This is a genomic window from Bradyrhizobium sp. S3.12.5 (assembly GCF_040548225.1).
Classification (GTDB): domain Bacteria; phylum Pseudomonadota; class Alphaproteobacteria; order Rhizobiales; family Xanthobacteraceae; genus Bradyrhizobium; species Bradyrhizobium cytisi.
Genome location: NZ_JBEPRF010000012.1, coordinates 72098 through 96469, shown reverse-complemented (window position 1 = coordinate 96469; position 24372 = coordinate 72098). Strand labels below are relative to the sequence as shown.

General features: G+C 64.4%; 21 protein-coding genes and 1 pseudogene. 14 read left to right on the top strand and 8 right to left on the bottom strand.

Annotated features, from left to right (window positions below):
* Positions 1-95: 95 nt before the first annotated feature.
* The 3 genes from ABIC09_RS19145 to wrbA are packed head-to-tail and all read left to right on the top strand — an operon-like array spanning position 96 to position 2230.
* Entirely contained in the window at positions 96-848 is a 753-nt protein-coding gene (locus tag ABIC09_RS19145; RefSeq protein WP_354110213.1) for an SDR family NAD(P)-dependent oxidoreductase, read from the top strand.
* A gap of 36 nt (positions 849-884) precedes the next feature.
* Positions 885-1583 (top strand): pirin family protein, encoded by a 699-nt coding sequence (locus ABIC09_RS19140; protein WP_354032916.1) that lies wholly within the window; start codon positions 885-887, stop codon positions 1581-1583.
* Between the two features lie 47 nt (positions 1584-1630).
* Positions 1631-2230: an NAD(P)H:quinone oxidoreductase gene (wrbA, locus tag ABIC09_RS19135; RefSeq protein ID WP_354110212.1), complete on the top strand. Its 600-nt coding sequence runs from the start codon at positions 1631-1633 to the stop codon at positions 2228-2230.
* 64 nt (positions 2231-2294) lie between these two features.
* Here the strand turns inward: wrbA and ABIC09_RS19130 are convergent, their stop codons facing one another.
* The 4 genes from ABIC09_RS19130 to ABIC09_RS19115 all read right to left on the bottom strand — a co-directional run bounded on the left by ABIC09_RS19130 (position 2295) and on the right by ABIC09_RS19115 (position 7016).
* Positions 2295-3179, bottom strand: coding sequence for a protein-L-isoaspartate O-methyltransferase family protein (locus ABIC09_RS19130; RefSeq protein ID WP_354110211.1), 885 nt, complete (start codon positions 3177-3179; stop codon positions 2295-2297).
* Between the two features lie 79 nt (positions 3180-3258).
* Positions 3259-4404: a GNAT family N-acetyltransferase gene (locus ABIC09_RS19125; RefSeq protein WP_354032914.1), complete on the bottom strand. Its 1146-nt coding sequence runs from the start codon at positions 4402-4404 to the stop codon at positions 3259-3261.
* A 152-nt stretch (positions 4405-4556) separates the two neighbouring features.
* Positions 4557-5909 (bottom strand): O-antigen ligase family protein, encoded by a 1353-nt coding sequence (locus tag ABIC09_RS19120; RefSeq protein ID WP_354110210.1) that lies wholly within the window; start codon positions 5907-5909, stop codon positions 4557-4559.
* Between the two features lie 39 nt (positions 5910-5948).
* Positions 5949-7016, bottom strand: coding sequence for a glycosyltransferase (locus ABIC09_RS19115; RefSeq protein ID WP_354110209.1), 1068 nt, complete (start codon positions 7014-7016; stop codon positions 5949-5951).
* A 306-nt stretch (positions 7017-7322) separates the two neighbouring features.
* Between ABIC09_RS19115 and ABIC09_RS19110 the strand changes: the two genes are divergently transcribed.
* On the top strand, positions 7323-8219 hold the full coding sequence (locus ABIC09_RS19110) for a glycosyltransferase (RefSeq protein WP_354110302.1): 897 nt from the start codon (positions 7323-7325) through the stop codon (positions 8217-8219).
* Positions 8220-8237: 18 nt separating this feature from the next.
* Here ABIC09_RS19110 and ABIC09_RS19105 read toward each other — a convergent pair whose 3' ends face one another.
* Entirely contained in the window at positions 8238-9266 is a 1029-nt protein-coding gene (locus ABIC09_RS19105; protein ID WP_354110208.1) for a glycosyltransferase family 2 protein, read from the bottom strand.
* Positions 9267-9657: 391 nt separating this feature from the next.
* Here ABIC09_RS19105 and ABIC09_RS19100 point away from each other — a divergent pair, with 391 nt between their 5' ends.
* The 5 genes from ABIC09_RS19100 (at position 9658) to ABIC09_RS19080 (ending at position 15402) form a co-directional block, all read left to right on the top strand.
* Entirely contained in the window at positions 9658-10458 is an 801-nt protein-coding gene (locus tag ABIC09_RS19100) for a class I SAM-dependent methyltransferase (protein WP_354110207.1), read from the top strand.
* 297 nt (positions 10459-10755) lie between these two features.
* Positions 10756-13050 (top strand): GumC family protein, encoded by a 2295-nt coding sequence (locus tag ABIC09_RS19095; protein WP_354110206.1) that lies wholly within the window; start codon positions 10756-10758, stop codon positions 13048-13050.
* On the top strand, positions 13043-13849 hold the full coding sequence (locus ABIC09_RS19090; protein WP_354082473.1) for a WecB/TagA/CpsF family glycosyltransferase: 807 nt from the start codon (positions 13043-13045) through the stop codon (positions 13847-13849). The genes ABIC09_RS19095 and ABIC09_RS19090 overlap by 8 nt, the downstream gene beginning before the upstream one ends.
* A gap of 14 nt (positions 13850-13863) precedes the next feature.
* Positions 13864-14856: a UDP-glucose 4-epimerase GalE gene (gene galE / locus ABIC09_RS19085; RefSeq protein WP_148753244.1), complete on the top strand. Its 993-nt coding sequence runs from the start codon at positions 13864-13866 to the stop codon at positions 14854-14856.
* Between the two features lie 204 nt (positions 14857-15060).
* Positions 15061-15402 carry a hypothetical protein gene (locus ABIC09_RS19080; RefSeq protein WP_148753243.1) on the top strand — a complete coding sequence of 114 codons (342 nt, stop codon included), beginning with the start codon at positions 15061-15063 and terminating at the stop codon, positions 15400-15402.
* Here the strand turns inward: ABIC09_RS19080 and ABIC09_RS19075 are convergent.
* Positions 15376-18942, bottom strand: a complete 3567-nt coding sequence (locus ABIC09_RS19075; protein ID WP_354110205.1) for a bifunctional diguanylate cyclase/phosphodiesterase — start codon at positions 18940-18942, stop codon at positions 15376-15378. The two genes, ABIC09_RS19080 and ABIC09_RS19075, sit on opposite strands and share 27 nt — an antisense overlap.
* A 366-nt stretch (positions 18943-19308) precedes the next feature.
* Here ABIC09_RS19075 and ABIC09_RS19070 point away from each other — a divergent pair, with 366 nt between their 5' ends.
* Together ABIC09_RS19070 and ABIC09_RS37450 are read left to right on the top strand one after the other, a co-directional pair.
* Positions 19309-20676, top strand: coding sequence for an LLM class flavin-dependent oxidoreductase (locus tag ABIC09_RS19070; RefSeq protein WP_354110204.1), 1368 nt, complete (start codon positions 19309-19311; stop codon positions 20674-20676).
* Between the two features lie 15 nt (positions 20677-20691).
* Positions 20692-20784: pseudogene (locus ABIC09_RS37450) on the top strand (Rv2993c-like domain-containing protein); the annotation flags it as partial.
* A 52-nt stretch (positions 20785-20836) separates the two neighbouring features.
* On the opposite strand, the gene ABIC09_RS19060 reads toward ABIC09_RS37450, so the two are convergent.
* A complete protein-coding gene (locus ABIC09_RS19060) occupies positions 20837-21757 on the bottom strand; it encodes a LysR family transcriptional regulator (RefSeq protein WP_354082477.1) in 921 nt (306 codons plus the stop codon).
* Between the two features lie 130 nt (positions 21758-21887).
* On the opposite strand from ABIC09_RS19060, the gene ABIC09_RS19055 reads away from it, so the two are divergent.
* The 3 genes from ABIC09_RS19055 (at position 21888) to ABIC09_RS19045 (ending at position 23786) form a co-directional block, all read left to right on the top strand.
* Entirely contained in the window at positions 21888-22286 is a 399-nt protein-coding gene (locus ABIC09_RS19055; protein WP_246230054.1) for a hypothetical protein, read from the top strand.
* A gap of 40 nt (positions 22287-22326) precedes the next feature.
* Positions 22327-22857, top strand: a complete 531-nt coding sequence (locus ABIC09_RS19050; RefSeq protein ID WP_354110202.1) for a DUF8737 domain-containing protein — start codon at positions 22327-22329, stop codon at positions 22855-22857.
* 89 nt (positions 22858-22946) lie between these two features.
* Positions 22947-23786, top strand: a complete 840-nt coding sequence (locus tag ABIC09_RS19045; protein WP_354082479.1) for a DUF8737 domain-containing protein — start codon at positions 22947-22949, stop codon at positions 23784-23786.
* A 9-nt stretch (positions 23787-23795) separates the two neighbouring features.
* Here the strand turns inward: ABIC09_RS19045 and ABIC09_RS19040 are convergent, their stop codons facing one another.
* A complete protein-coding gene (locus tag ABIC09_RS19040; protein ID WP_148753238.1) occupies positions 23796-24251 on the bottom strand; it encodes an Lrp/AsnC family transcriptional regulator in 456 nt (151 codons plus the stop codon).
* Positions 24252-24372: the final 121 nt, after the last annotated feature.

Sequence of the window (24372 nt, the reverse complement as noted above, 5' to 3'; positions counted from 1 at the left end):
TTTAGGGAAACAATGTGTTTCGACAGTTTCTATTTCTATACCACAGGCGGAGGCTTATCCAAGGGTCATCAGAAATTCAGGACTGGAGAAATCCAATGACCAAGAAGCTCTCAGGCAAGGTTGCTCTCGTCACCGGCGGTTCGCGCGGCATCGGCGCGGCCTCGGCCCGCGCTCTCGCCGATGAAGGCGCGGACGTCGCCATCAGCTACGTCGCCTCGTCCGAAAAAGCCGAAGCCGTCGTCGGCGAATTGAAGGCCCGAGGCGTTAAAGCCCGCGCCTTCAGGGCAGACCAGGCCTCCGCCAAGGACGTGACGAAGCTCGTCAACGATGTCGCCAGGGAATTCGGCCATCTCGACATTCTCGTCAACAACGCCGGTGTCGCCAACGGCGGCGCGATCGACGACGCCAACGCCGACACGGCCGCGCTGGAGCGGCAGGACCAGGTCAACGTGCATGGCGTGATTGCGGCGATCCGCGCCGCCTCGCAGTTGATGGGTGAAGGCGGCCGCATCGTCACGGTCGGCTCGATGCTCGCCGACCGTGCCTCGTTCCCCGGCCTGGCCGACTACGTCGCCACCAAGTCGGCGGTCGTTGGTTACACCAAGGGCGCGGCGCGCGACCTCGGCCCGCGCGGCATCACCGTGAATGTGGTGCAGCCCGGCTCGATCGACACCGACATGAACCCGAAGGACGGCGGCGAATTCGCCGAGACGCAGCGCAAGCAGCATGCGCTGCAGCGCTTCGGACGGCCTGAGGAGGTTGCCGCCGGCGTGGTCTTCCTCGCAAGCCCGGAAGCCTCCTTCGTCACCGGCACCGTGCTCAACGTCGACGGCGGGTTTGGCGCATAACGCCAAACCCGCCCCTCCAATCAGGGAACCACTTCCATGATCGAACTCAGACCTTTTGCAAAACTCGGCGGCGCCGATCACGGCTGGCTCAAGGCCAAGCATCATTTCTCGTTCGCAAGCCATTATGACCCGAGCAACATGGGCCACGGCGCCTTGCGGGTGTGGAACGACGACGAGATCGCGCCGAACACCGGCTTTCCCGCCCATCCCCACGCCAACATGGAAATCATCACCTATGTGCGCGAGGGCGCGATCACCCATCAGGACAGCCTCGGCAACGAGGGCCGCACCGAAGCGGGCGACGTGCAGGTGATGAGCGCCGGCAGCGGCATCCGCCACTCCGAGTACAATCTCGAGCCGACCAAGACGCGGATCTTCCAGATCTGGATCGAGCCGACGCTGCGCGGCGGTCAGCCGACCTGGGGCTCAAAACCGTTTCCGAAGTCGGATCGCTCCGGCAAGCTCGTCACCATTGCGAGCGGCATCGAAGGCGACACCGACGCGCTGCCGATCCGCGCCGATGCGCGGGTGCTCGCCACCACGCTGAAGGCCGGCGAGAGCGCCGAGTACGAGCCGCAAAAGGCGCGGCACCTCTACCTGGTGCCTGCGGCGGGCGCGGTCGAGATCAACGGCGTGCGCGTCAACGCCCGCGACGGCGCCGCGATCCGCGACGAGGCCAGGCTGAAGATCACGGCGCTGGAAGACACCGAGCTCGTGCTCGTCGACGCCGCGTAACGCTTCCAAGCAACCCATCATCTCAATCGATCCCAACGGAGACCACCATGACCAAAGTTCTCGTCCTGTATTATTCCGCCTATGGCCACATCGAAGCGATGGCCAATGCGGTTGCCGAAGGCGCGCGCGAAGCCGGCGCCACCGTCGACATCAAGCGCGTGCCAGAACTCGTTCCGGCCGAAGTCGCAAAGGCCTCGTATTACAAGGTCGATCAGGCCGCCCCGGTCGCCAAGATCGAGGACCTCGCCAATTACGACGCGATCATCGTCGGCACTGGCACCCGCTTCGGCCGCATGGCTTCGCAGATGGCGAACTTTCTGGACCAGGCCGGCGGACTCTGGGCCAAGGGCGCGCTGCACGGCAAGGTCGGCGGCGCCTTCACCGCGAGCGCAACCCAGCATGGCGGCCAGGAGACCACGCTGTTCTCGATCATCACCAACCTGCTGCATTTCGGCATGGTCGTGGTCGGCTTGAACTATGGCTTTGCCGGCCAGATGAAGCTCGACGAGGTCACCGGTGGCGCGCCCTACGGTGCCACCACGATCACCGGCGGCGACGGCAGCCGCCAGCCCAGCGCCAATGAGCTGGCCGGCGCGCGCTATCAGGGACGCCAGATCGCGGAGACCGCCAAGAAGCTGCTCGGCTAAGCTGCACGGTTAAGCTTCAGCTGCACAACCAGCTGCATGGCTGGTGCGATTAGGCCGGCATCGGTCAAGCCTGCGTGATGTCTGCGTGCGGCGGGATGGTAACCGCCGGCGCCGATGCGGGCGCCGTTGAAAGCCACCAGCCGTCGCCGGCGAACCAGCAGGTATCGTCGGGCACGTCTCCTCGCCGCAGCGATTGCACGCTCTCCCATCCCTTCGCGAACGCCTCGGCCAATCGGCGGCCGGCATCTGCGTCCTGAAGTCCGGCGCAACCGATGAACTGGGCTCGCCCCAGGAATTTGGCCGGCCAGGCCGCGCGCTGCTCCGGGCGCGTGATCATCAGCATGCCGCCGAGCACGCCCTCCGGCGCCAGCGGAAACACCAGCCGCCCGCCGGGCCGCAACGCCGCGAGCCATTCCGTGGCCGGCTGCGCGGCGCCCGCGCAGACATAAATCACGTCGACATCAGGCAGATCGGACGCAATGCCCGAGCGCTCGCGCAGCTCGACTGTGGCGAAGTGCTTTAAATTCTCGCGTGCAAGCGCCGCCAGGCGTTCGTCGATCTCATAGGCATAGACGCGGCCATTGCGACCGGCGAGCTCGGCGAGAATGGCGGTGTAATAGCCGCTGCCCGCGCCGATCTGCAGCACGGTCTCGCCTTCCCTGACGCCGCAGCCACTGAGCCAATAGGCGTGCGCGCCGGGCATGCCGATGTTGACGCCACGCGCCGAATCCAGCGCCAGCAGCGCATTCTGATAGAGAAAGGCGGGATCGTCGTCGGGCGTCTCGACGTAACGATGGCCGCCGAACGAGATCGACCACGGCCCGGGCCCGGCGAAGGGTTCGCGCCTCACGTTGCGAAACGCCTGCTCGAGACGCGGGTCCGTGGTCTTGGCTGCAGCGCAGATCAACTGCGCATAGAACGCGCGAAATTTGTCCGAACGATCGTCCATGTCGCCTCCTGGCGGCGGCGACGATAGCACAATCATTGCGATATTCGAGTGACCGTGCAACCCGCGAACGTGGACGGCTCTAGCGCGTACCCTTGCCGATCGCCCGCGCCGCGAAGGCGGCGAGCCTCGGATGGCGGCGCAAGCCCTGGGCAGCATGGTCGCGCAGCACATAGGGCAGCCCGCGCCATGACAGGGCGACGCTGACATCGGTCAGGGCGACCTGCTCCGCGCCGAAGCGGCGCTTGTAATCGTGATTGCCGATGCTGAGATCGAAGCGCCGCACGCCCTGCGCATGCAGCGCTGCCATGGTGCGCTCGGTCACGAGCAGCCCCGGCGAGCAATTCGCCCACGTCTTGCCGGCATGGCCGATCCGCAGCAAATAATAGGTCGCACCATATCTGACGCCGAGCGTGGTGGCGACGACGCCCTCGTCGCAGACCAATGCCGAGATCACGGCATAACCTTCCACAACGCCTTGGCGAGCCACCTCGCGATAGAAAGCAGCATGGGCCTCGTCGTTGAGGACGAACCGCGAGCCGAGCTTCTGCATGCGCTCCTGCTGCTGGACGTCCATCACGTCGAGAAGCTCGTGCGCGCGGGCAACATCGTTGGCAATCTCGAACCGCGCGCCGGCATGACGGCTGAACACGCGCCAGCAGCGCGGCATCTGCATGCGCTTGATCGACGCCTGATAGTCCGCATAGTCGTCGCCGGTCAGCACGAGATTGCCGTTGAGCGAGCAGGAGCCGGAACGGCCGAGCGACAGCAGCGGGTTCGGCTTGGCGCCGACATAGGCCGGCATCTTCTTCAGCCGCAGCAGGTCGAAGCCGTCAGGCAAGGCGCGCAACGCATCCACCAGCGCCGCGCCGATCGCCTGCGCGCCGACCGCATCGAAGGTTGCATCGCAGGCCAGGATCGGAGCGTTGTTGTCGGAGACACCGAGATCGGCAAACTCGACGACGCGGATGCCGCGCCTGACGTGGCTGAACATCGGCACCATCGCGATGTCCTTGCCGGTCGCCGGATCGGTGATGATTGCGATCAGCGGCGCTACGCCATGAAAGGCTTCGTACCAGGCACCGAGCCAGTAACCATGCTGGAATGCGGTGCGATGGCCCGCATTCAGGCGCAATGCGGCCTGTCGCCAGTCACGCAAGAAATCGACTGAGATTCCCGACGTGCTGGACACCCGACCATCTAGTTGCTCGAGGCTGAGAAACGCCATTTGCGGGGGCATACAGTTACTGAACGTGTCCAGATAGATTATGTTTTGTCGCAGACCACAAGTTACGTCGATGCTTATCGTTAAGCCGATACCGTCGCAGCGCGCGCAACGCCCCCGTGTCCCGATATGAAACGCACGACTGCGACAAGCTGTCAGCGATCGGGTTCCATTTGCGCGACGCATTGGAACCGGGCCAGGAAATGCAACCCGGCGGCCGCGAGCGCGAACATGAACCAGACCGGGTTCTGCCGCTCGAGCAAGAAGGTCTCGGTCGTCCCGAAATACAGGCCGAACAGCCAGATCGTCAGGAACAGCTTGCCCAGCGCGTTGCTGCGGTTGTGAGCCTGGGTCTCCTGGAAATTGCGAAGCGGCGCCAGGACGAAGATGAGGACGACCAGCAACAGGCCCGGCAGGCCGATGGTGACGGCGAGATCGAGATAGCTGTTGTGGCTGTGCGCCGCAGTCACCGCCCATTCGGAGCCTTTTGCGGTCTGCCGCGCGGTCACGTCGTCCCAGAATGCCGCATAGCCATGGCCGGTGATCGGCTTTTCCGCCACCGCTGCCAGCGCGAATTCCCAGATGTCGGAACGGCCGGTGAAGGTGGGATCGACCGGAAGCGCTCGCGTGATGCTGCCAAGCGCCGGGCTCAGGACGCTGCCGACCGTCAGCAGATTCATCACGATCAGCGGCGCGAAGCAGATGATCCGCTTTAGCCACAGGCTGCGCGTGACGTAGACCAGCGACGCCAGCGCATAAATCGCCAGGCACAGCACCGACGATGTCTTGCCGCCGGTGAAGATCAGGAAGATGCCGGCCAGCAGGGCGACCGCGGGCCCCATCACGAAGGAGCCGACGGCAGACAGGTAGATACCGACATAGACCAGGATGGTCATCACCGGCGAGGCGACGTTCTTGTGGCCAAAGCTGCCGCGCCAGTCGCCGGCGAGCTGCGGCTCGGTGATGTCGAGCGCGCTATGGATCGAATATTGCGGGGCGAGAAAGACCCCGAGAAAGCACAGCGCCAGCAGCACCAGCGCGGCGCCGCCGAGGCAGAGGTTAAAGCTCCGCTGCGTCGGCGGCAGCAACGGCAGGATCACCGCGAGCGAGGTGACGCTGGCTGCGAGCACGAAGCGCTGGATCGAGACCTCGCGGCTCTCCGACAAAACGACGTTGATCAGCATCCAGCCGACCAGGGAGAGATGCAGCGGCGTCACCAGGGTCTTCAGCGAAGGCGCATCGGTGGTGAGAACGAGCATCACGCCGATTGCGCCGAGCAGGCCGAAGGTAATGTAGTTCAGCGCCATGCGCCCGCCGACGACGGTGGCGACGTCCTCGCTGCGCAGGTCCGGAAACGGATCGAGCGTGATCATGACCAGCAGCAGGGCCGCCACCATAATGAGGCAGCGCGCCACCTGGACGACATTCAGCTTGGCGAGCTCGTCGCGCAGCGCATGGCCGAGCGAACGGGCCTCGACGTCAGTCATGTCTGCGGCGCTGCGATCCATGCCTCTAGGCCGGGTGGGAGGATGGGGGACCTCAGAGGTCTAGCCCATCCCCGTTAACCATCCGTCAACCAGCATGCCGGAGGTGGCGGCGACCCGCTGCTGCCGCGCGACGCTGCGCGCGATCTCGTAATATTGCAGCGCGCGCTGCTCCAGCGTCAGGTTGTCCATGATGTAGCCGCGCGGATCGAATTTGCCCGAGGTGCAGCCGGCCCAGAAATCGGTCCAGCGGTCCTCGAAGCCGGCGCGGTCCGTGAATTTGAGACCGCAGCGATCGTCCCAATAGGGCACCGACGACACCGGCTCGAACTGGACGCGGTGCGGATAATAATCGGGATCGGGCCAGGGGCCGCCGGGATCCCAGGCAAACACCGGCACGCCGCAGGACAGCGCCTGCTGATAGGCGATGCCCTGGCTCTCGTTCTGGCACAGGAAGATCATCGCGCGCGAACGTGCCAGCGCGGCCTGATAGTCTTCCTCGTTGTAGCTGCCGTAACGCAGCTCGGTGAACGACCGGCCTTCCTTGATCAGCCGCGCGCGAACCGGCTCGACCAGCTCCGGCACGTAGCGGTCACGATCCCAGCTCACCTTGTCATAGATGAGAACGTCGACGGTCTTGTCGCGCGGGCGCGACGGCGCCCACAGATCGGTGTCGATGCCGACCGGCCAGGCTTCGGTCTCCGGCCAATAAGGCCGGTACATGTCGGCATACCAGTCGCCGGGCACCACGACCTTCTTGACCGGAAGGCGCTTGAACAGATCGGGATCGTCGAGCGGATGATTGTGGGCGGCAACGCCAAGCAGGATCGGGTTCTTCCACGCAAACTTGTCGAGCAGGAAGGTGCGGCCGATGATGCAGGCGACTTCCTCGGGATGCTGCCCGATGTAGCCGTAGTCGTTGACACGATAGCGGATGCCGAGCCGGTCGAGCCCGGCGCAGAGATTGAGGAACACGCGCAGCTGTCCGCTCATGCGCGGCTCTCCGAACAACATCTTGCGCGCCATGCGCCGCAGATGCCGGTCGCCGGGAACCCAGCGATCGTCCTTATCCTCGTAGAACAGGTTGAGGATCATGTCGTCGGGATCGTAGTTGAATGTCTTTGCGGGCACTGGATCCATCCGCGGCAATCGGGCCTGCATTCTCGCATGAGACCCGCTGTCGCACCTCTGAAAATGCAGCGACAGACTTAACGCAGCAGGTTTAACGCTAATCTACGAAACCGACGACGAGACGGCCTTCGCAGCAACGATTTGATCGTTATGCGGGTATCATCCGCGCCAGCTCAGACCGCGATTGCCGACGGCCTGGTTAACAGATTCTTAAACACGACGAGCCATCGCTTGACCCTCACCGACGCCACGCTCGATGCACCGGCCGCCGCGCCCGCGGCCGCGGATGCGCGCGCAACGTCGCCTGTGGTTTCCGTGATCGTCCCTGCGAAGAATGCAGCGGCCTATATCGGCGAGACCATCGCAAGCGCGCTGGCGCAGGCCGATGTCTCCGAGGTGATCGTCGTCGATGACGGCTCGACCGATGATACTGTGGCGATCGTCCAGGCCATCCGCGATCCACGGCTCTGCCTGATGATGAACGACGCCAGCGGCGTATCGGCTGCGCGAAATCTCGGCGCACGAAGCGCGCGCGGGGACTGGTTGATGTTCCTCGATGCCGATGATCGGCTGCGGCCCAATGCCGTGACGACGCTGCTGACGGCGGCGAAGGCTGCGCCCCGCGCGATGCTGGTCTATGGCGACTACAACACGATCGACAGCGCGGGACAGACGATCGGCCGCCGCGGCCTCCTGAAGGAACGCCGCAAGCCGTCCGGCAACGTGCTGGAGCGGCTCGCCGGCGGCAATTTCATCGTCAACGGGGGCATCATGCTCATCAAAGCCGACGCCTTCCGCGCCACCGGCGGCTTCGACGTCTCGCTCCGCTACTGCGAGGACTGGCATTGCTGGTGCCGCCTCGCCGCACTCGGTGACTTCGCCTACGTGCCAGAACTCTTGCTCGATTATCGCCTGCACACGGCCAACACGATGAACGCGGCGGTGCGGACGCCGCAAGACTTCTTTCCAGCGGTCGCGCGCGTGTTCGACGATGAGTTGATCCTCGGCAAGCTGCCGGCCGGCACTGCGCCCCGTTTGCGGCAGGCAGCGGAAATCCACCTCGTGACCTATGCGGCGACGCAAGCCGTCCGCTTCGGGAGATATCGCGAAGCGCTCGGTTATCTCGGCATGGTCGGCCGGCGCTCGCTCAAGGCGATGCCGCGGTCCGCGATCAGGATCGCTCTGTCATATTTTGGAATCTGACGCCCCGGCGCGAACACGTCAGGAGACGGTCGTCGAGGCCTTGTAGGGCTTCGGATCAAAGCCAAAAGCCGCGAGCGCGGAACCGACGGCCACCAATACGGGGTGCATCGCGACGACGGCTTTCGATGACGTCAGCAGGCGAGCCGAGCGGACCAGCGACAGCGGCAACCGCCCGAGCATCCGCGCAAACATCCGCGCCCGCGCCGCCGCGCCTGGCGCAGCCTTGATCTGCACACGATAGTTGATCGCGCCGATGCGCAGGCCGCGCCTGGCAATCCAACCGAGGCTGGTGCGGTCTTGCGGCACGGTCTCGGTGATGACGGCCTCCGCGGTCCAATGGAAATTCATGCCGGCATTGCGGCCGCGATAGAAGAAGTCGCAGTCTCCGCCGCCAAGGAAATTGAATTGTAGATCGAAGGCAGGGCTGCCGAGCCGCTCGAACGCCGCGCGGGTGATCAGGCAGTTGCCGCAGCCGTAGATCAGCGGCACCGCACCGGTGTAGTCATAAGCGGGACAGAAGGCGGGATGGCGAGCCAGCCAGGGCTGGCTGTCGTCGTCGAACACCGGAAGCACCGGACCGCCGACCACGTCGGCACCGGTCGCCTCCGCAGTGCGAACCATCAGCTCGAGCCAGTCGGGCGACGCGATCTCGTCATCATCGATCATCAGGAAGCGGGTCGCAGCCGGAAACAGCGCCTGCGCCGTCTCGAACGCGGCGTTGATCGCCTGGCAATTGCCCTGCCGCTTCTCGACCAGGCAGATGCCCTGGAGCTTGCCGGAAGTGAGATACTCCGCGGCCACTGGCGCGCTCGCGCGCCCGGCCGCGTCGTTCTCGACCATGACCACCGCAAAGGCGCGCGAGGTGCGCTGGTTGACGATCGAGTCCAGCGTCAGCCGCAGATGGTCGGGGCGACGGAAGCAGGGAATGCAGACGACGATGCCGACCGAGAGATCGATGACGCGCGAGCTCGCGGCGATCTCCCGGTTGGGATCGCGCACGGCATCCGAGATCCGGCTGGCGGACAAATCGATCGGGATCAGCGTCATGGCGTTCTAGATGACCGAGATATGTTGAAAAAGCCCTGCGTCCATAGTCCCAAGGCGACACGGCCGCGCGGGACAGATACGTCCCAAGATGAACGGCCTGCTGCAGCGCTCAAGCTGCACCGCGACGCTAGTGTGCCCGCTATGACGCGTCCTATCATGCGCTTAACCGCTTTCGCGTGTTTTTCCTGCGAATTCCTGCGCGCGTGGTACTGCAATTTGCAGTCCATCACCTGCCAACAGCGTAACATGGACAATGCCGTAGTTAACGCATGACCGGATTAACCCGGCCGTAAGCACCGCGACCGGTGAAGGCGTGCGGCATCAGATTTGCTCTTCGGGCACGAGATACTTTTCCTGTAAATTTGAATCGAACAAGCGCGGTCAGAAAAACATGAACAAGTCAGCCACGATCGATCTCGCGACGGCTACCAGTGCCCAAGACCTCACAAGTCCCGCGCACACCCAGGCTCTGCTCGACCTCGTCGCCGGCGAAGCCCGCGACAGCCTGCTCGGCGTTCACGAGGTGCTGCGCCGCGAGCTGCCGCAGGGCCGGCTTGCAATCTACGAGGCCGGCGGCGGCTCCTCGAGCTTCCTGCCCATGGACGTGCTCGGCCGCAGCCGTGTGACCGTCGTCGATATCGACGAAGACCAGGTCCGCAACAACACCTACGCCGACGAGGCGATCCTCGGCGACGTCCAGACCTATCGTTTCGGCCCGGAAACGTTCGACGTCGTGATCTGCTACAACGTGATCGAGCACTTGCCCGACGTCGAGGCGGCGCTCCTGAACTTCCGCGATGCGCTCAAGCGCGGCGGCATGATCCTGATCGGGGCGCCCAATCCACGCTCGCTGTCCGGCGTCGTCACCAAATATTCGCCGCACTGGTTTCATGTCTGGTTCTACCGCACTATCCGCGGCATCAGGACCGCTGGCCTGCCCGGCGAGGCGCCGTTCCCGACCTTCTTCCACCCGCTGGTGACGCTGTCGAAACTCGAAGCGTTCGCCGTGGACCACGGCCTGGAGACGATCTACCGCCGGGAGGTCGAGAGCCCGCGCTATCCCGAGATGCGCCAGCGCAAGCCGCTGTTCGCCGCCCTCGTCGACGCCGGCGCCGCGATGATGAACGCCGTGCTTCCTCGCGGCACCGACGTCCGCCGCGGCGACTATCACGTCATCCTGCGAAAGCGCTGACGGTCATGCGCGCGCTGGCCGGCTGTCACGCTGCGAAGCCGCACGCGCGCGCGCCGCGAGGTACGCACGGTAACGAACCGTTAATCACTGAGGGAGCGCTGCCGCCGGGGCGTCACGACGACGCGGCAAATGGCGACCTGCGCTTAAACGCTTTGTTTGCCATTTCGGTGAATAGTCCCTCAATGAGTATGGTTAATTTTCCCTGTTGCGTTGATTGCGCACCTATTTCCCCGGTGCGAGGCGTAAAGCGAAGAGTAACCCCTCAGCGCGCGGGCGTTGGAATGAAAGCTGGGGATTATGCTTGACTATAACCAGCCGATCGACCGGGCCAGACATCCGACCATGTCGGAGGCCCCGCAGCGGACATCCGAGGCCAGCTTCAACGTGCTGGAGCTCGTCCGCCTGCTATGGCGGCGCAAGATTGCGATTGCTTCTGCGGCGCTGATCGGCGCATGCCTCGCCGTCACCGTCGGCAAGAGCCTGACGCCCCGCTACACCGCGACCGCCCAGCTTTACGTCGACCCGCGCGAGCTCCAGCTCGTCGATCGCGAGCTCACGCCGCGCGCGCAAGATCTCTCCGGCATGTCGATGGTGATCGAAAGCCAGGCACGCCTGATCACGTCCAACAGCGTATTGCTGCGAGTGATCCAGCAAGCCAATCTCGACAAGGATCCCGAATTCGGCAGCGGTGGTGATGGCAAGAGCCCGATGTCGTCACTGCTCGGCCTGATCGGTCTCCAGCCCCGCGCTCCCTCGGCTGCGGACATCAAGGACGTGCAACTCGCCGCCCTCGACGCGCTGAACAAGCACATCACCATCCGCAAGACCGAAAAGAGCTTCATCGTCGATATCGAGGTCTGGTCGACCGACCCCGCCAAAGCGGCGATGCTCGCGAACACCTTGACCAACGTCTATCTGACAGAGTCCCGCAACTCGCAGGCCCTGGCGGCGCGGCGCGCGACCAGCGAACTGTCCGGCCGGCTGAAAGAGCTGCGCGAACGGCTGCGCAACGCCGAAACAGCACTTGCCACCTACAAGGCGCAGAACAATTTTGTCGGCACCCAGGACGCGCTGATATCTGATCAGCAGCTCTCCTCCAGCAACCAGCGGCTGTCCGCGGCTCGCGCGGCGACGATGGACGCCCAGGCACGGCTGGACCAGATCGAGGCAAACAAGCGGACCGCCGCGGATGCCGGCGCCATTCCCGAAGCGCTGCAATCGCCGACGATCGCGAACCTGCGCGCGCAATATGCCGACGCCCGCAAGAAATATGCGGAGCAGACCGCCGAGCTCGGCCCGCGCCACCCGGCACTGCGCCAGACCGAAAAGCAGGTCGAGGATCTCAAGCGCACCATCAGCGAGGAGATCGAGCGCTTTGCGCAATCGGCCAAGAACGATCTGACTCGTGCCCGCGACTACGAGGCGTCGCTCAACCGGGCGCTGGAGGTGCAGAAGCGGCAGAGCGTACAGCTCAGCCAGGCCGCCGTGCGCCTGCGCGAGCTCGAGCGCGAGGCCGAAGCCAGCCGCGACGTCTATCAATCCTTCCTCAAGCGCTCGCGCGAGACCGAGGAGCAGGAGACCCTGAACACCTCCGCGGCCCGGGTTATCGGCGAGGCCACGGTGCCGCAGCGGCGCTCGTTCCCGCCGGCGATGAGCCTGTTCGCCATGATCGGCTTCATCTTCGGTGCACTTGCCGCCGCCTCCTGGTTCGTCGCGGCCGAGCATCTGTTCAACGGCGCGACCGCGCCCGAACCGAGCCGCCGCGAGCGCACGCCCGCGCAGGATCTTACGAGGCCTCAGCCTGAGGCCGCCGCGCCTCCACCTGCACTCGCGCTGGTCGAGAAACCGCTGATCGCCCGCCTTCAGGAAGCCGACGTGATCCGCACGCTCGGCGCCATTCTCGCCACCGGCGGTGGCGTCGATCTGACCCGCGTCGGCTGGCCGACGCTGCGCCCCGGATTTCCGCTGACGACGCTGCTCAACGCCTTGCGCGATATGAGGGCGGCGATGGCTCGTCGTGCCGGCGGCAAAACCATGCCGGTGATGGCGCTAGTCGGCGGCGGCGACACCACCGGGCGCAGTGTGGCCGCACTGAATTTCGCGCTCGCAGCCGCGCGCGACGGCAGCCGCGTGCTGATGATCGACGCGGACCATCAGGCGCACACGCTCTCGAACAAGGTCAATCGTCCCGGCAAGAGCGAGCCGAGCAAGCTTGGCTGGCTCTCGATCGGAGCCAAAACTGCGCGCGAGATCAAGACCGTCAACGGCATCTCGGTCCTGCCGGCGGCCGAGAGCGATGCCGGCAAGGCCGCTGATGCCATCCGCAAGGCGATCGCGCAGGCGCGCTCGGCCGGCGGTTATGACGTCGTCATTCTCGACGGCCCCGCGATGCCGCTTTCTGCCGCCGGCCGCAAGCTGCTCGATAGCGCCGATGCGCTGGTGGCGGTGCTGCCGACCAGCCTCGACATCAATGACAGCATGGAAGAGATTCTGGCCGCACTCGGCGGTGCCCAGCGCAAGCTCGTCGGCGTGGTGCTCGACGAGCTCGCCCCCGCGACCCAAACGCGCCAGCGAGGCAAACAATATGCTTGAGCGCCGCGTCAATCTGGACGGCCGGGCCGCGACTGCCGAGGTGCCACGGATCACCGTCGGCGGCCTTCGCATGGCCGCACTCGACCTGGAAGCCACCGCCGATTTCATGATCGAGGCGACGGATCCGCGTCATCGCATTGGCCGCCCGTTGTATCTAACGTCGGCCAATGGCGAGGTGCTGGCGCGCTGCTCGACCGAGCCGCAGACCGAACGCCTGTTCCGCGCCGCCGATCTGATCAATGCCGACGGCCAGCCGCTGGTGGCGGCGTCAAAGCTGCAGTCCTGGTTTCCGCTGCCGGAGCGCGTTGCCACCACGGACCTGTTCCATATCGTCGCGCGCAAGGCTGAGGTTGCCGGCCGCACATTCTACATGCTCGGCGCCAGCGAGGAAGAGAACGCTGCGGCGGTCAGACGGGTCCAGAACATGTATCCGAAGCTCAAGATCGTCGGGCACAGTCACGGCTATCTCGATGGCGACGCACTGCGGGCCAAGGTCGAGGAGATCAACGCCCTCGCGCCGGATTGCCTGTGGGTCGCGCTCGGCGTACCTTCTGAACAGGCCTTCGTCGAGAAATACACGCCGCTGCTGACCAATGTCGGCGTTATCAAGACGTCAGGCGGCCTGTTCAATTTCCTGTCGGGCAGCCGCTCGCGCGCACCGCAATGGATGCAGCGGATCGGACTCGAATGGGCTTGGCGCACCTGGCTCGAGCCGCGCCGCCTGTTCTGGCGCTATTTGACCACCAACCCCCGCGCGATCTATCTTCTCTTCAGCCGCAATCGGCCGTTCAATCGCTGAGAAGGTAGAACGACATGAATGACCAGCCGACTGTCCTCGTCACAGGAGGCGCGGGCTATATCGGCTCGCATGCCTGCCGTGCCCTTTCCGCTGCCGGCTATCGGCCCGTCGTCTATGACAATCTCACAACGGGTCATCGCAGCTTCGTGGCCGGGGAGCTGGTGACGGGCGATCTGCTCGACGGCGCGACGCTGGCGCGCGCCTTTGCCGACCATAAGGCGACGGCGGTGATGCATTTCGCGGCGGCGAGCCTTGTCGGCGAATCCATGACCGACCCGCAGAAATATTACATCAACAACGTCCAGGGCACGCTGTCGCTACTCCAGGCGATGCGCAACGCCGGCTGCCACCGCATCGTGTTCTCCTCGAGCGGCGCGGTCTATGGCAACGCCGATTCCAAGGCGCTGCCGGAGGATTTTCCCTGCGCGCCGATCAATCCTTACGGTGCTTCGAAGTGGATGATCGAGCGCATGCTCGCCGATTATCGCGCGGCCTACGGCTTCGGCGCGTTCTGCCTGCGCTATTTCAATGCCAGCGGCGCCGATCCGGCCGGCGGCATCGGCGAATTGCGTGACAACGAGACGCATCTCATTCCGCGCGCCATGATGGCGCTGCAGGGTCATGTCGAGTTCGCCGTGTTCGGCGGCGACTATGACACACCCGACGGCACTGCGATCCGTGACTATATCCACGTCACTGATCTCGCTGCTGCGCATGTCGCGGCTTTGAAGCTGCTGGAAACGGGACATACCGGCGGCAGCTTCAATCTCGGCACCGGCGCGGGCTTCTCCGTGCGCGAGATCCTCACTGCTATCAGGCAGGAAACCGGGCGCGAGGTGCCGCACACTGTCAAGCCGCGCCGCGCCGGCGATCCCACCTATCTGGTCGCCGACCCCTCGGCCGCCCGAAAAGTGCTGGACTTCGTGCCGCGCCATTCCGACCTGCCGACCGTGATCCGCACCGCCTGGGCCTGGCACCAGAAGGCGCATCCGCTCAAATCGCGCTAGGCGCCGTATTATCTTGCCGACCGGAACCCCGAGCGGCTAAAGAGATTGTTACAGTCAGCGGCGGCGACCAAGCCGGCCGCCGCATGGCCGCCAATGGAAGCGGCGCACGTGGCTCGACCGACAGCGCGAGCCGATTTTTCACAGCGAAGGCGACAATCGAGTCCGCGCATCGGCCCGCTATCTGGCGCGGTCCAAGGAGCACGAATGCATCAGGCCGCAAGCCTGCAATTCGAGCGCGTGATGGGCGAGCTCGTCCTCTGGCACGCCGTGCCGGAGGACGAACGCTCGCCGGCACCGGCCTGGTGGTGGGGACCCGCGATGGCCGTGCTCGACGCGCACGAGCCGATGCGACACGCGTGGTGTTGCGAGCTGGGCCTCGGCGACGGCTCGAGCTTCGCCGAAGGCGCACATGCCATTTTCGAGCTGTTCGCCGAGCAAACCTCGCCGTCCTGGCCGGATAATTTTCCGCGCAAAGCGAAAGTGAAGGAAGCGGACATCCGCGAGCTGCACCCGCAGCCGTCAGACGACAGCGCGTTTCAGCCGTAGTGCCGCGGATTCGTCCGCAGTCGGATCCGCCTGCGGTTGGAGCGGCGGCGCGACGAGCGCCTCCGTCGGCCGCAGCAGCTCGGCCATCTGCCGCGCCGGCACCGGCTTGGAGATCAGAAAACCCTGCATCTCGTCGCAGCCATGGGTCCGCAGGAAGGCCTCCTGCTCGGCGTTCTCGACGCCCTCGGCAACCACGGTCATGCCGAGCGCCTTGCCCATGCTGATGATCGCCTGCGCGATCGCCTGGTCTTCCGAATCCTGCGGCAGGTCGCGCACGAAGGAGCGGTCGATCTTGATGGTGTCGATCGGAAAATGCTTCATCAGCGACATTGACGAATAGCCGGTTCCGAAATCGTCGATGGCAAGCCGGATGCCGCGGCTCTGGATGGCGTCGAGCACCTTCAGCGCGCGTCCGACGTTGCGCATCATCATGCTCTCGGTGACCTCGAGCTGGAGCAGCACCGGCGACATGCCGGAGGCCGCCAGCGCCTCGTCGACGTCCTGCAACAGATGCTCGTCGACGAACTGCCGCGGTGACAGATTGACCGCCATCGACACCGGCAGCAGGCCGCGGCGCTGCCAGGCCATCGCCTGCGCGCAGGCCTCCTTCACCACCCAGCGGCCGATCGGCACGATCAGACCGGTCTCTTCCGCAAGTGGAATGAACTGCGCCGGCGAGATATTGCCGAGATCGGGATGGCTCCAGCGCAACAGCGCTTCCACGCCGGTGATCTGTCCGGTCTCCATGTCGACCTTGGGCTGATAATTCAGCGAGAACTGCTCGCGCTCCAGCGCCCGGCGCAGCGCGCTTTCGAGCGACAGCCGTTCGATCGACTGCGTCTTCACTTCCTTGGAGAAGAAGCGATAGCCGTTCTTGCCGTCTTCCTTGGCGAGATACATCGCCATGTCGGCGTTCTTGGTCAGCGTCTGCGCGTCGGCGCCGTTGGCCGGATACATCGCGATGCCGATCGAGGCGGTGGTGTGGCACTCATGGCCGGCGAGCTCCATGGGCTCGGCGAGCGCCGTCAACAGTCCGGTGGCGATGCGCTGGACGTCGTCGATCTCGCCGCACTGGTCGAGGATCACCACGAACTCGTCGCCGCCGAGGCGAGCCACCACGTCGCTTTCCCGCAGCGCGCCGCGCAAGCGGTTCGCCACCTCGAGCAGGAGCAAATCGCCAGCCTCATGACCCAGCGAATCGTTGATGACCTTGAAGCGGTCGAGATCGATGAACAGCACCGCGAAGCGGTGATCGTGGCGTTGCGCCGCGTCGATCGCCTCGCGCAGCAGCCCGTTGAAGGTCTCGCGGTTCGGCAGATCGGTCAGACTATCATGCGACGCCAGATATTCGATGCGCTCGTCCGCCTCGTTCTTCTCGTCGGCGCGATCGAAATTCTCGATCGCAAAGGAGACGTTGTCGGCGAGACGCTGCAACAGCTCGACGAACTCGGATGTGAAGGTCTCCTGCTCGGTCGACATGTAGATCATGACGCCGACCGGCTTGTCGTGCGTAATCAACGGAAACGCCGCGCCGGATCGCGCGCCATCGCCCTGCACCACGCCATGGAAGGCGCTCACACGGTTGTCATTGACATAGTCGTTGCTGACACAGGGCTGCCGGGTGCGGAACGCGGTGCCGCTCATGCCGCGGCCTTCGGGCCGGTCGGCATCGATGGAGAGACGAACGTTCCGCGTGGTCTCGGCCGACGGCCCCGCGGCCGCGACGATCTCGAGCTGGTCGCTGTCGGCCTTGGCGAGCGCAATGGTCGTCGAGGTGAACTTGCCGCCGGTGGACGCGGCCTGACACACGAGCTCAAACAGCTCGGTGCGTGACTTGGCGCGCACGATCGCTTCGTTGGTGGCGCTCAGCGCCGCGAACATGCGCGTCAGGCGCTCCTTCTGCTCCTCGGTCCGCGACCGCTCCTCGGCCCGGTCGAAATTGTCGAGCGCGAAGGCGACATTGGCCTGGAGCCGTTGCAGCAGCTCGACGAATTCCGGCGTGAACGTGCCGCACTCCGGCGAGTTGAAGAGAAATACGCCTTCGACGCGGTCGCCGTTCAGCAGCGGCAGCGCCGCGGAGGATCCGATACCGTTGCTGCGGGCGTTGGCTACCCAAGGCGTGATCCGGTGGTCGGACAGCACGTCGTTGCTGATGCAGGGCTGGCGCGTGCGGAAGGCCGTTCCGGTCAACCCGCGCCCTTCGGGCACCTGGTCGGAGGTGGAGAATTTGAAGTTGCGGACCGTATCCGCGTTTGGCCCGTAGCAGGCGGTAACGCGGAGCAGCTCGGCTTGATGATCGACCAGCGCGATGGCGGCGGACGTGAACTTCGCGCCCTTCGCCGTTGCTTCGCAAACGAGGTCGAACAGCTCGGCCCGCGAGTGTGCGCGCAGGATCGCCTCGTTGGTCGCGCTCAGCGCCGCATACATGCGCGCCAGGCGCTCCTCTTCCTCGGCGATCCGTGCCTTCTCAGCCTCGCGGTCGAAATTGTCGATGGCAAAGCAGACGTTCTCGGCGATGCGCAGCATCAGCCCGACGATTTCCTCGTCCTTGGCCCAGGACTGGCTGAGGAAGGCCAGGATCACGCCAATGCTTTGGCCGTGCTTGATCAGGGGGGCCGCGACACAGGCGGCGACGCCGGTGTTGACGTTGGCCTGCTCCCACGGCGTACCCCTGGTGCGACGCGCGAGATCGCGCTCGACGATGGGCTTCTGGGTCCGAAACACCTCGCCGGAAATACCACGGCCATAGGGGTTCTCGGGATCGACCGAATAGCTCGTCTGGGCGACGATCTCCACGTTCTCACCGGTACCGGCGACAGGCTTGAGCCAATCCGAGCCCCGCTCCTTCAGCAAGACGAATGTCACCAGCGACTTGCCGCCGTGTACGGAGGCATCGCACACAAGCTGGTACAGCTCTTGCTCGTTTTTCGCACGCAGAATGGCTTCGTTGGTCGCGCTGAGCGCGCCGAACATTCGGTTGAGACGTCGTGTCGCCCGCTCGCTGGTCTGCCGCGCGGTCTCGCGCGTGAAATTCTCCAGCGCATAGGAAATGTTGGCCGACATGCGCTCGAACAGCGACACCATCTGCTCGGTCAGCGAGCCGGCCTCGCTGCGGGTCACGAACAGGACGCCGACGCTCTTGCCGTTGCACAGCAGCGGCAGGGCCGCGGCCGCGCCGATATGCGCCTTGGCCGCCCCCTCGCGCCACGCCAGCGAGCGCGGGTCGTTCAAATAGTCATTGCTGATGCAGAGCTTCTGGCTGCGAAACGCTTCGCCACCGACGCCCATGCCTTCGGGGGTGCCGGCTTCCGTGGTGATCTCGATTGCGCGCAGCCGCGCCACGTCGTCGCCGCAGCCGGCCGCAAAGCGCAAGCGCTGGCCATCCGGCTCCACTAGGAACACGGCAACAGCCATGAAGTCTCCACTCGCGAACCCGGCGTCGCAGACCTTCTGGTACAGCTCGTCCGGCGATTTCGCGTAGAGGATCGCTTCGTTGATGGCACTCAACGCTGCAAAGGTGCGCGCGAGGGTCGTCTGCACGATCTTAACTCCCGGGCATTTCTGCCGATTTCTCCCGGGTGCTTTATGAACGGGGATCGGCTAAGTGGTCGTTATTGCGCACGGGAAACCGCCGATCAAAGTGAACGAGCTGCGAATGACCGCCACGAAACTGTCGGGAATACCGCTGCGCGGCACGCAAGGACGCATAGTCGTTCGACGAAAGGCGGTTCTCTTAACGAATTTGCAGCCCTGTATTGGTTTACGGGAGATTGATATCGGCGTGGGGCTTTGAAACGATGGCTCCCAACAACCGCCCGCCCAAGGGCGATGACCGAGGGAACGCCATGCGAATACAGGCTCGACACCGTCCTTGATCTCGCCTGACCCAATTCGGAGAACAGCAGCATGAATCGGCAGATGGTCCTGGTCGGCTTCCTTCAGGCGCAGAACTGCACGAACCTGCCAAGCTCGTGGCGGCATCCGGACTCGCGCTCAGATTCGATGTCGGCGGATTATTACCAGGAGATCGCCAGAATCCTCGAAGCCGGCAAACTCCACATGGCGTTCTTCGATGATCGGCTGGCGATGCCGGACCGCTACGGTAACGACCACGCCCACACCGTCGAATACGGCATCCGTTGCGTGAAGATGGATCCGCTGATCGTGCTGACCACGATGGGCCTGGTCACCGACAAGCTCGGGCTGGGCGCGACCTGCTCGACCACCTATTACGAGCCGTTCGACGTGGCGCGCCGATTTGCCACGCTCGACCTGATGTCGGGCGGACGCGCGGGCTGGAACGTCGTGACGTCGCTGAACGACGGCGAGGCGCTCAACATGGGGCGCGACTCCCATCCCGAACACGATTCCCGCTACGACAAGGCCGACGAATTCATGGAGGTCGTGCTCGGCCATTGGGACACATGGGAGGACGGCGCGCTCATCATGGACAAGACGAGCGGCCGCTTCGCCGATCCGAGCAAGGTGAAGCGGCTCGATCACAAGGGGCCAGCCTACAAATCGCGCGGGCCGTTCACGGTGCCGCGCTCGGACCAGGGCCATCCCGTCATCATCCAGGCCGGCGCATCCGGCCGCGGCCAGCGCTTTGCAGGATGTTGGGGCGAGGTGATCTTCACCGCCGCGCGCAATCTCGCCGGCGCCAGGGAAGGCTATGCGTCCGTGCGCAACGAGGCGGCAAAGGCCGGCCGCGATCCCGACCAGATGCGACTTTGCAATCTGACCACGCCGGTCTGCGCCGCGACCAAGGCGGAAGCCGAGGACAAGATGGCGCTGATCAACAAGCTGCCGCTGGAGATCGACGCGCTGTCGCTGCTCGCCGAAGCGCTCAATTACGACTTCGCCTCCAAGGATCTCGACGAACCTTTGACGACGGACGACTTGAAGAGCATGCAGGGCATCCTGGGCATCCGCGACGGCGTGCTGAAGAATTCCGGCAAGAGCAATCCGAGCGCGCGCGACTTCGTCACCTTCTCCGGCCGCGGCCAGGTGCACGACGCCATGGTCGGCGGCCCCAGGGAGATCGCGGACAAGTTAGAGGAAATGTTCGTCGAGCGCGGCTGCGACGGCTTTGTCATTGCCGCGACCTACGTGCCCGGCTCCTACGCGGACTTCGTGCAACATGTCGTGCCGGAATTGCAGCGGCGCGGGCTGTTCCAGAAGGAATATCGCGGCAAGACACTGCGGGACAATCTCGGGCTGAAGCGGCCGGCCGCCGGCGCCTGGAAAGTACAGCCGCGCGACGCCGCGGAATAACAACGAGGACAAGACATGCGGTGGCTGAAATTCACCGCCTCCGGCAAAACCTCCTGGGGCCTGGTCGAAGGCGATCCGCTCAGTGAATGGCAGTGGACGTCGCGCACACGCTCGGCATTGGCACGGCTGCGCAATCGGTTTGTGCGGGAGGAGCGGTAGATCAGCTTATGGCGCCTGAGCGGCCCTTCACATGGTCGATAAAGGCCCGCAGCTTCGGCATGATTTGTCGGTGGCCGGGATAGTACAGGAACACACCCGGTGTCATCGGCGCGAATTGCTCCAGCACATGGACGAGCTTTCCGGCCGCCATGGCGCCGGCGGCCAGTGGTGCGGGCACTTGCGCAAGACCCACACCTTCGACGGCGGCCCCGAGCATCGTGGGAAAGTCATAGGCGATAAAAGGTCCCGAAACGGCAATCTCGATCGAACGGCCGTTGTCGTTGAGCGACCATGATGCGAGCGCTCCGTTCGATCGTCGCAGTCTCAAGCAGGCGTGCTCGCGCAGATCGTCCGGGCGCTCGGGCCGGCCGCGGTGGGCAAGGTAAACCGGGCTGCCGACGATGATGAGGGGTAGCGGCTTCGTCAACCGCACCGCAACCATGTCAGGTGTGATGAACTGCCCCATCCTGATGCCGGCATCAAAACCTCCGGCTGCGAGGTCGACCAGCTCTTCGCTTGCGGCAAGCTCCACCTCAATCTCGGGAAACGCCCGGCAGAACGACGCGACCACCGGCTCGAGCAGGATCGGCACGACCGAGCGCGGTACGGTGAGACGCAGGAGACCGGCCGGCCGCTGTCCGAGCTCACGGGCCGCCCCGCTTGCCGCGATCAGTTCCTCGAAGGCCGGTCTTGCGCGCGCAAGGAATCTCTCGCCGGCTTCGGTCAGCCCGACGCTGCGCGTCGTGCGGATGAACAGCGCTGCGCCGACGCGCGCCTCGAGCGCTCGTATCGCCTGACTGATGGCCGATGGCGTTACCCCGAGTTCAGCGGCCGCCCGGCGGAAACTGCGATGCTGGGCGACACTCAGAAACGCCTCCACCCCGTCGAGCGCGCCGTGCCTGACTGTGAAGTTCTGCTTCATAGCCCGTCAACATTATCGCGAATAGTCGCGCGCGGGAAGCGGGCTTACATCCGAATTGCAAATGAGCCGCACTGCGGCGTGCGCCCGACACCTGCGACATCGCGGCGACCGCCGTGATCGGAGAAAACCGATGAAGGCAATCCGCAACGTCATCCTGGCACTCACCCTCACACTGACAGGCGCTATTTCCATGGCCGATCCATCCCTTGCCCAAGCACAAGCCACGCCGCCGACCTCCGGGGTCATGGTCATCCTGACCGTCAAGGCCGGCGTCACACGCGAACAGGTCATGGCCGTCATGCCCGATGAAATCAGGCAGACCGTGCAGCTCTATCTCAACGGAAAAGTTCGCGAATGGTATTCGCGGTCCGATGGGCGCGGAACCGTCTTCCTGCTGGATGTCAAGGATGTCGCCGAAGGGCACGCGATCATGGATGGCCTGCCGCTCGCCAAGCAGGATCTCATCGACCACGAATACATCGCGGTCGGTCCGCTCATGCCACTCCGCCTGCTCATGACCAAACCCTGAGCACCCGCCGGCGCAGAACCGGATTCGAACCCCACCCGACATGTCGGACAATCAAGGACACCCGAACGTGCCACCGAGCTTCAACCTTCCGTTCGTCCTCAGCGTCGCCGGCGCCTTCCTGGCAAGCTCGGTGGTGGCCATCACCTATGTTTGGCCGGTGGTCCGCACGATGCCGCGTCATGACGCCTTGAGACTTCTCGCGGCTTTCCATGCGTTCAGGTTCTTGGGGATGAACTTCCTGGTTGCCGGGTTCGTGTCTTCGGAGTTGAGCCCGGATTTCGCCAGCGAAGTCGGATGGGGAGACCTCATCGCCGCCACTCTCGCGCTTGTTTCAATGGCGGCGCTCTCCTGGCGATGGTCCATCGCCGTTCCGATGGTCTGGATATTCAACGTCTGGGGCACGCTGGATCTTCTGAATGCGTACTACATGGGCGCGACGAAGATCCAGAATCCCGGCCTCTTCGGCGCCGGCATTTATATCCCGGCCCTTTATGTGCCTCTGCTGCTGGTCAGCCACGTTCTGGTCTTCATGATTCTGTTGAGGTCCGGACCGGAAGAACAGACACCGTGACACCGCGAGCGGATCGCAATCCGCGACATGCCGTCCGAGATGCCTTGCGTCTGTCCGCGACCGGGATCTCCTCTCCCGAAGGAATGCCAATGAACACCGATGCTGTTTCCGTTGCTGTGATCGTCCCGCGTCCCGTCCGGCTCAGCCTGATATGGACCGTTTCATTCGCGATGCTGTGGACCTGGTTGATCTACTCGCTACCCGCACTTGCGGAGAGCGGCTTTCCTGCGCTGGGCGTTCGGCTGATGGCTCATGGGCTCATAGCGATTGGCTTGTGGCTCGGCCTCGAAGGCACCAACTTGACAGCAAGGCAACGCCAAGCGACCTGGCTGGTCTTCATGGTGCCTTTCACGCTCTGGGCTGCCGTCGCCTGGACGGCAGCCATCAACGGCGCATTTCGCACGGGCACCTCTCCCTTGCCGCTGCTGCCAGTGGCGATCCTGCTGCCGGTGATCTTCGGTGCTCCGGTGCTGCTGTGGTCAAAACGAGTGGGGCAGCTGCTTGATGCGATGCCGCCGACCTGGCTCATTGCCCTTCAGGTTTACCGCATTTTTGGCACCCAATGGCTCGTCTACTGGCTGAGTGGGATGCAGCCAGGCCTATGGGCGCTCCCGGCAGGAATTGGCGATGTGCTGACCGGTCTCTTCGCCGTGCCGGCGGCCCTTGCGCTCGCAGCTGGAACGGCTGCGGGGCGGAAAGGGGCTATCCTTTGGAACATCTTCGGCCTCGCAGATCTCGCCGTCGCGATCACCCTGGGAATGATCATGTCGCCCGGCCCGTTCCAGCTGATCGTTCCATACGGCCCGAGCATGGCCCTGGACACCTTTCCGAACGTGCTGACCCCCGCCTTCGTCGTGCCAAGCTCGATCCTGTTGCACGCGCTGTCGCTGCGCCAACTGATCCGGCGCAGCCGGGCGGAGACGGTGTAAGCCGCGGTCTCAAAACGGAAGCGCCACGCTGGTCTTGATCTCCTTCAGCACCACATTGCTGCGGACATAGCGGATGCCGGGAATGCGGAACATGAACTCATCGAGGAAGCGGTTGTAGGCCGCCATGTCCTGCACGACGACGCGCAGATGATAGTCGGCGTCGCCCGTCGTCGCAAAACACTCCAGCACCTCACGGCGGCCGGTGACGCGGGACACGAACTCGTCGACGAATTTAGCGTCGTGCCGCTCCAGCGAGACGTGGAGGATGGCGGACATTGCGAACCCTGCCTGCTCGCGCGCAACCAGTGCCGCATAGCCACGAATAACTCCGCTGTCCTCGAGTGCACGCACCCGGCGCCAGCAGGCCGAGGTTGACATGCCGACCTCGTCAGCGAGCTGCTGGTTGGTGGCGCGGCCGTCCTTCTGGAGGTGGGCGAGAATCCGCGTGTCCTGATCTTCGATCATCGGTACCTCAAAAAACGATTAAATCTACCAGATTCTCGCTTTCATTGCAAAATTCTACCGAATTAACGCCCACCGCGGGGATGAATAGGTAAGACCTACCAACGCCCCAAGCCTAACCTTG

What these genes read in the sequence shown, in the direction of transcription:
- ABIC09_RS19145 (WP_354110213.1), top strand. Translation starts at nt 96, where the DNA reads ATGACCAAGAAGCTCTCAGGCAAGGTTGCTCTCGTCACCGGCGGTTCG.
- ABIC09_RS19140 (WP_354032916.1), top strand. Translation starts at nt 885, where the DNA reads ATGATCGAACTCAGACCTTTTGCAAAACTCGGCGGCGCCGATCACGGC.
- wrbA (WP_354110212.1), top strand. Translation starts at nt 1,631, where the DNA reads ATGACCAAAGTTCTCGTCCTGTATTATTCCGCCTATGGCCACATCGAA.
- ABIC09_RS19130 (WP_354110211.1), bottom strand. Translation starts at nt 3,179, where the DNA reads ATGGACGATCGTTCGGACAAATTTCGCGCGTTCTATGCGCAGTTGATC.
- ABIC09_RS19125 (WP_354032914.1), bottom strand. Translation starts at nt 4,404, where the DNA reads ATGGCGTTTCTCAGCCTCGAGCAACTAGATGGTCGGGTGTCCAGCACG.
- ABIC09_RS19120 (WP_354110210.1), bottom strand. Translation starts at nt 5,909, where the DNA reads ATGGATCGCAGCGCCGCAGACATGACTGACGTCGAGGCCCGTTCGCTC.
- ABIC09_RS19105 (WP_354110208.1), bottom strand. Translation starts at nt 9,266, where the DNA reads ATGACGCTGATCCCGATCGATTTGTCCGCCAGCCGGATCTCGGATGCC.
- ABIC09_RS19100 (WP_354110207.1), top strand. Translation starts at nt 9,658, where the DNA reads ATGAACAAGTCAGCCACGATCGATCTCGCGACGGCTACCAGTGCCCAA.
- ABIC09_RS19095 (WP_354110206.1), top strand. Translation starts at nt 10,756, where the DNA reads ATGCTTGACTATAACCAGCCGATCGACCGGGCCAGACATCCGACCATG.
- ABIC09_RS19090 (WP_354082473.1), top strand. Translation starts at nt 13,043, where the DNA reads ATGCTTGAGCGCCGCGTCAATCTGGACGGCCGGGCCGCGACTGCCGAG.
- galE (WP_148753244.1), top strand. Translation starts at nt 13,864, where the DNA reads ATGAATGACCAGCCGACTGTCCTCGTCACAGGAGGCGCGGGCTATATC.
- ABIC09_RS19080 (WP_148753243.1), top strand. Translation starts at nt 15,061, where the DNA reads ATGCATCAGGCCGCAAGCCTGCAATTCGAGCGCGTGATGGGCGAGCTC.
- ABIC09_RS19070 (WP_354110204.1), top strand. Translation starts at nt 19,309, where the DNA reads ATGAATCGGCAGATGGTCCTGGTCGGCTTCCTTCAGGCGCAGAACTGC.
- ABIC09_RS19060 (WP_354082477.1), bottom strand. Translation starts at nt 21,757, where the DNA reads ATGAAGCAGAACTTCACAGTCAGGCACGGCGCGCTCGACGGGGTGGAG.
- ABIC09_RS19055 (WP_246230054.1), top strand. Translation starts at nt 21,888, where the DNA reads ATGAAGGCAATCCGCAACGTCATCCTGGCACTCACCCTCACACTGACA.
- ABIC09_RS19050 (WP_354110202.1), top strand. Translation starts at nt 22,327, where the DNA reads ATGTCGGACAATCAAGGACACCCGAACGTGCCACCGAGCTTCAACCTT.
- ABIC09_RS19045 (WP_354082479.1), top strand. Translation starts at nt 22,947, where the DNA reads ATGAACACCGATGCTGTTTCCGTTGCTGTGATCGTCCCGCGTCCCGTC.
- ABIC09_RS19040 (WP_148753238.1), bottom strand. Translation starts at nt 24,251, where the DNA reads ATGATCGAAGATCAGGACACGCGGATTCTCGCCCACCTCCAGAAGGAC.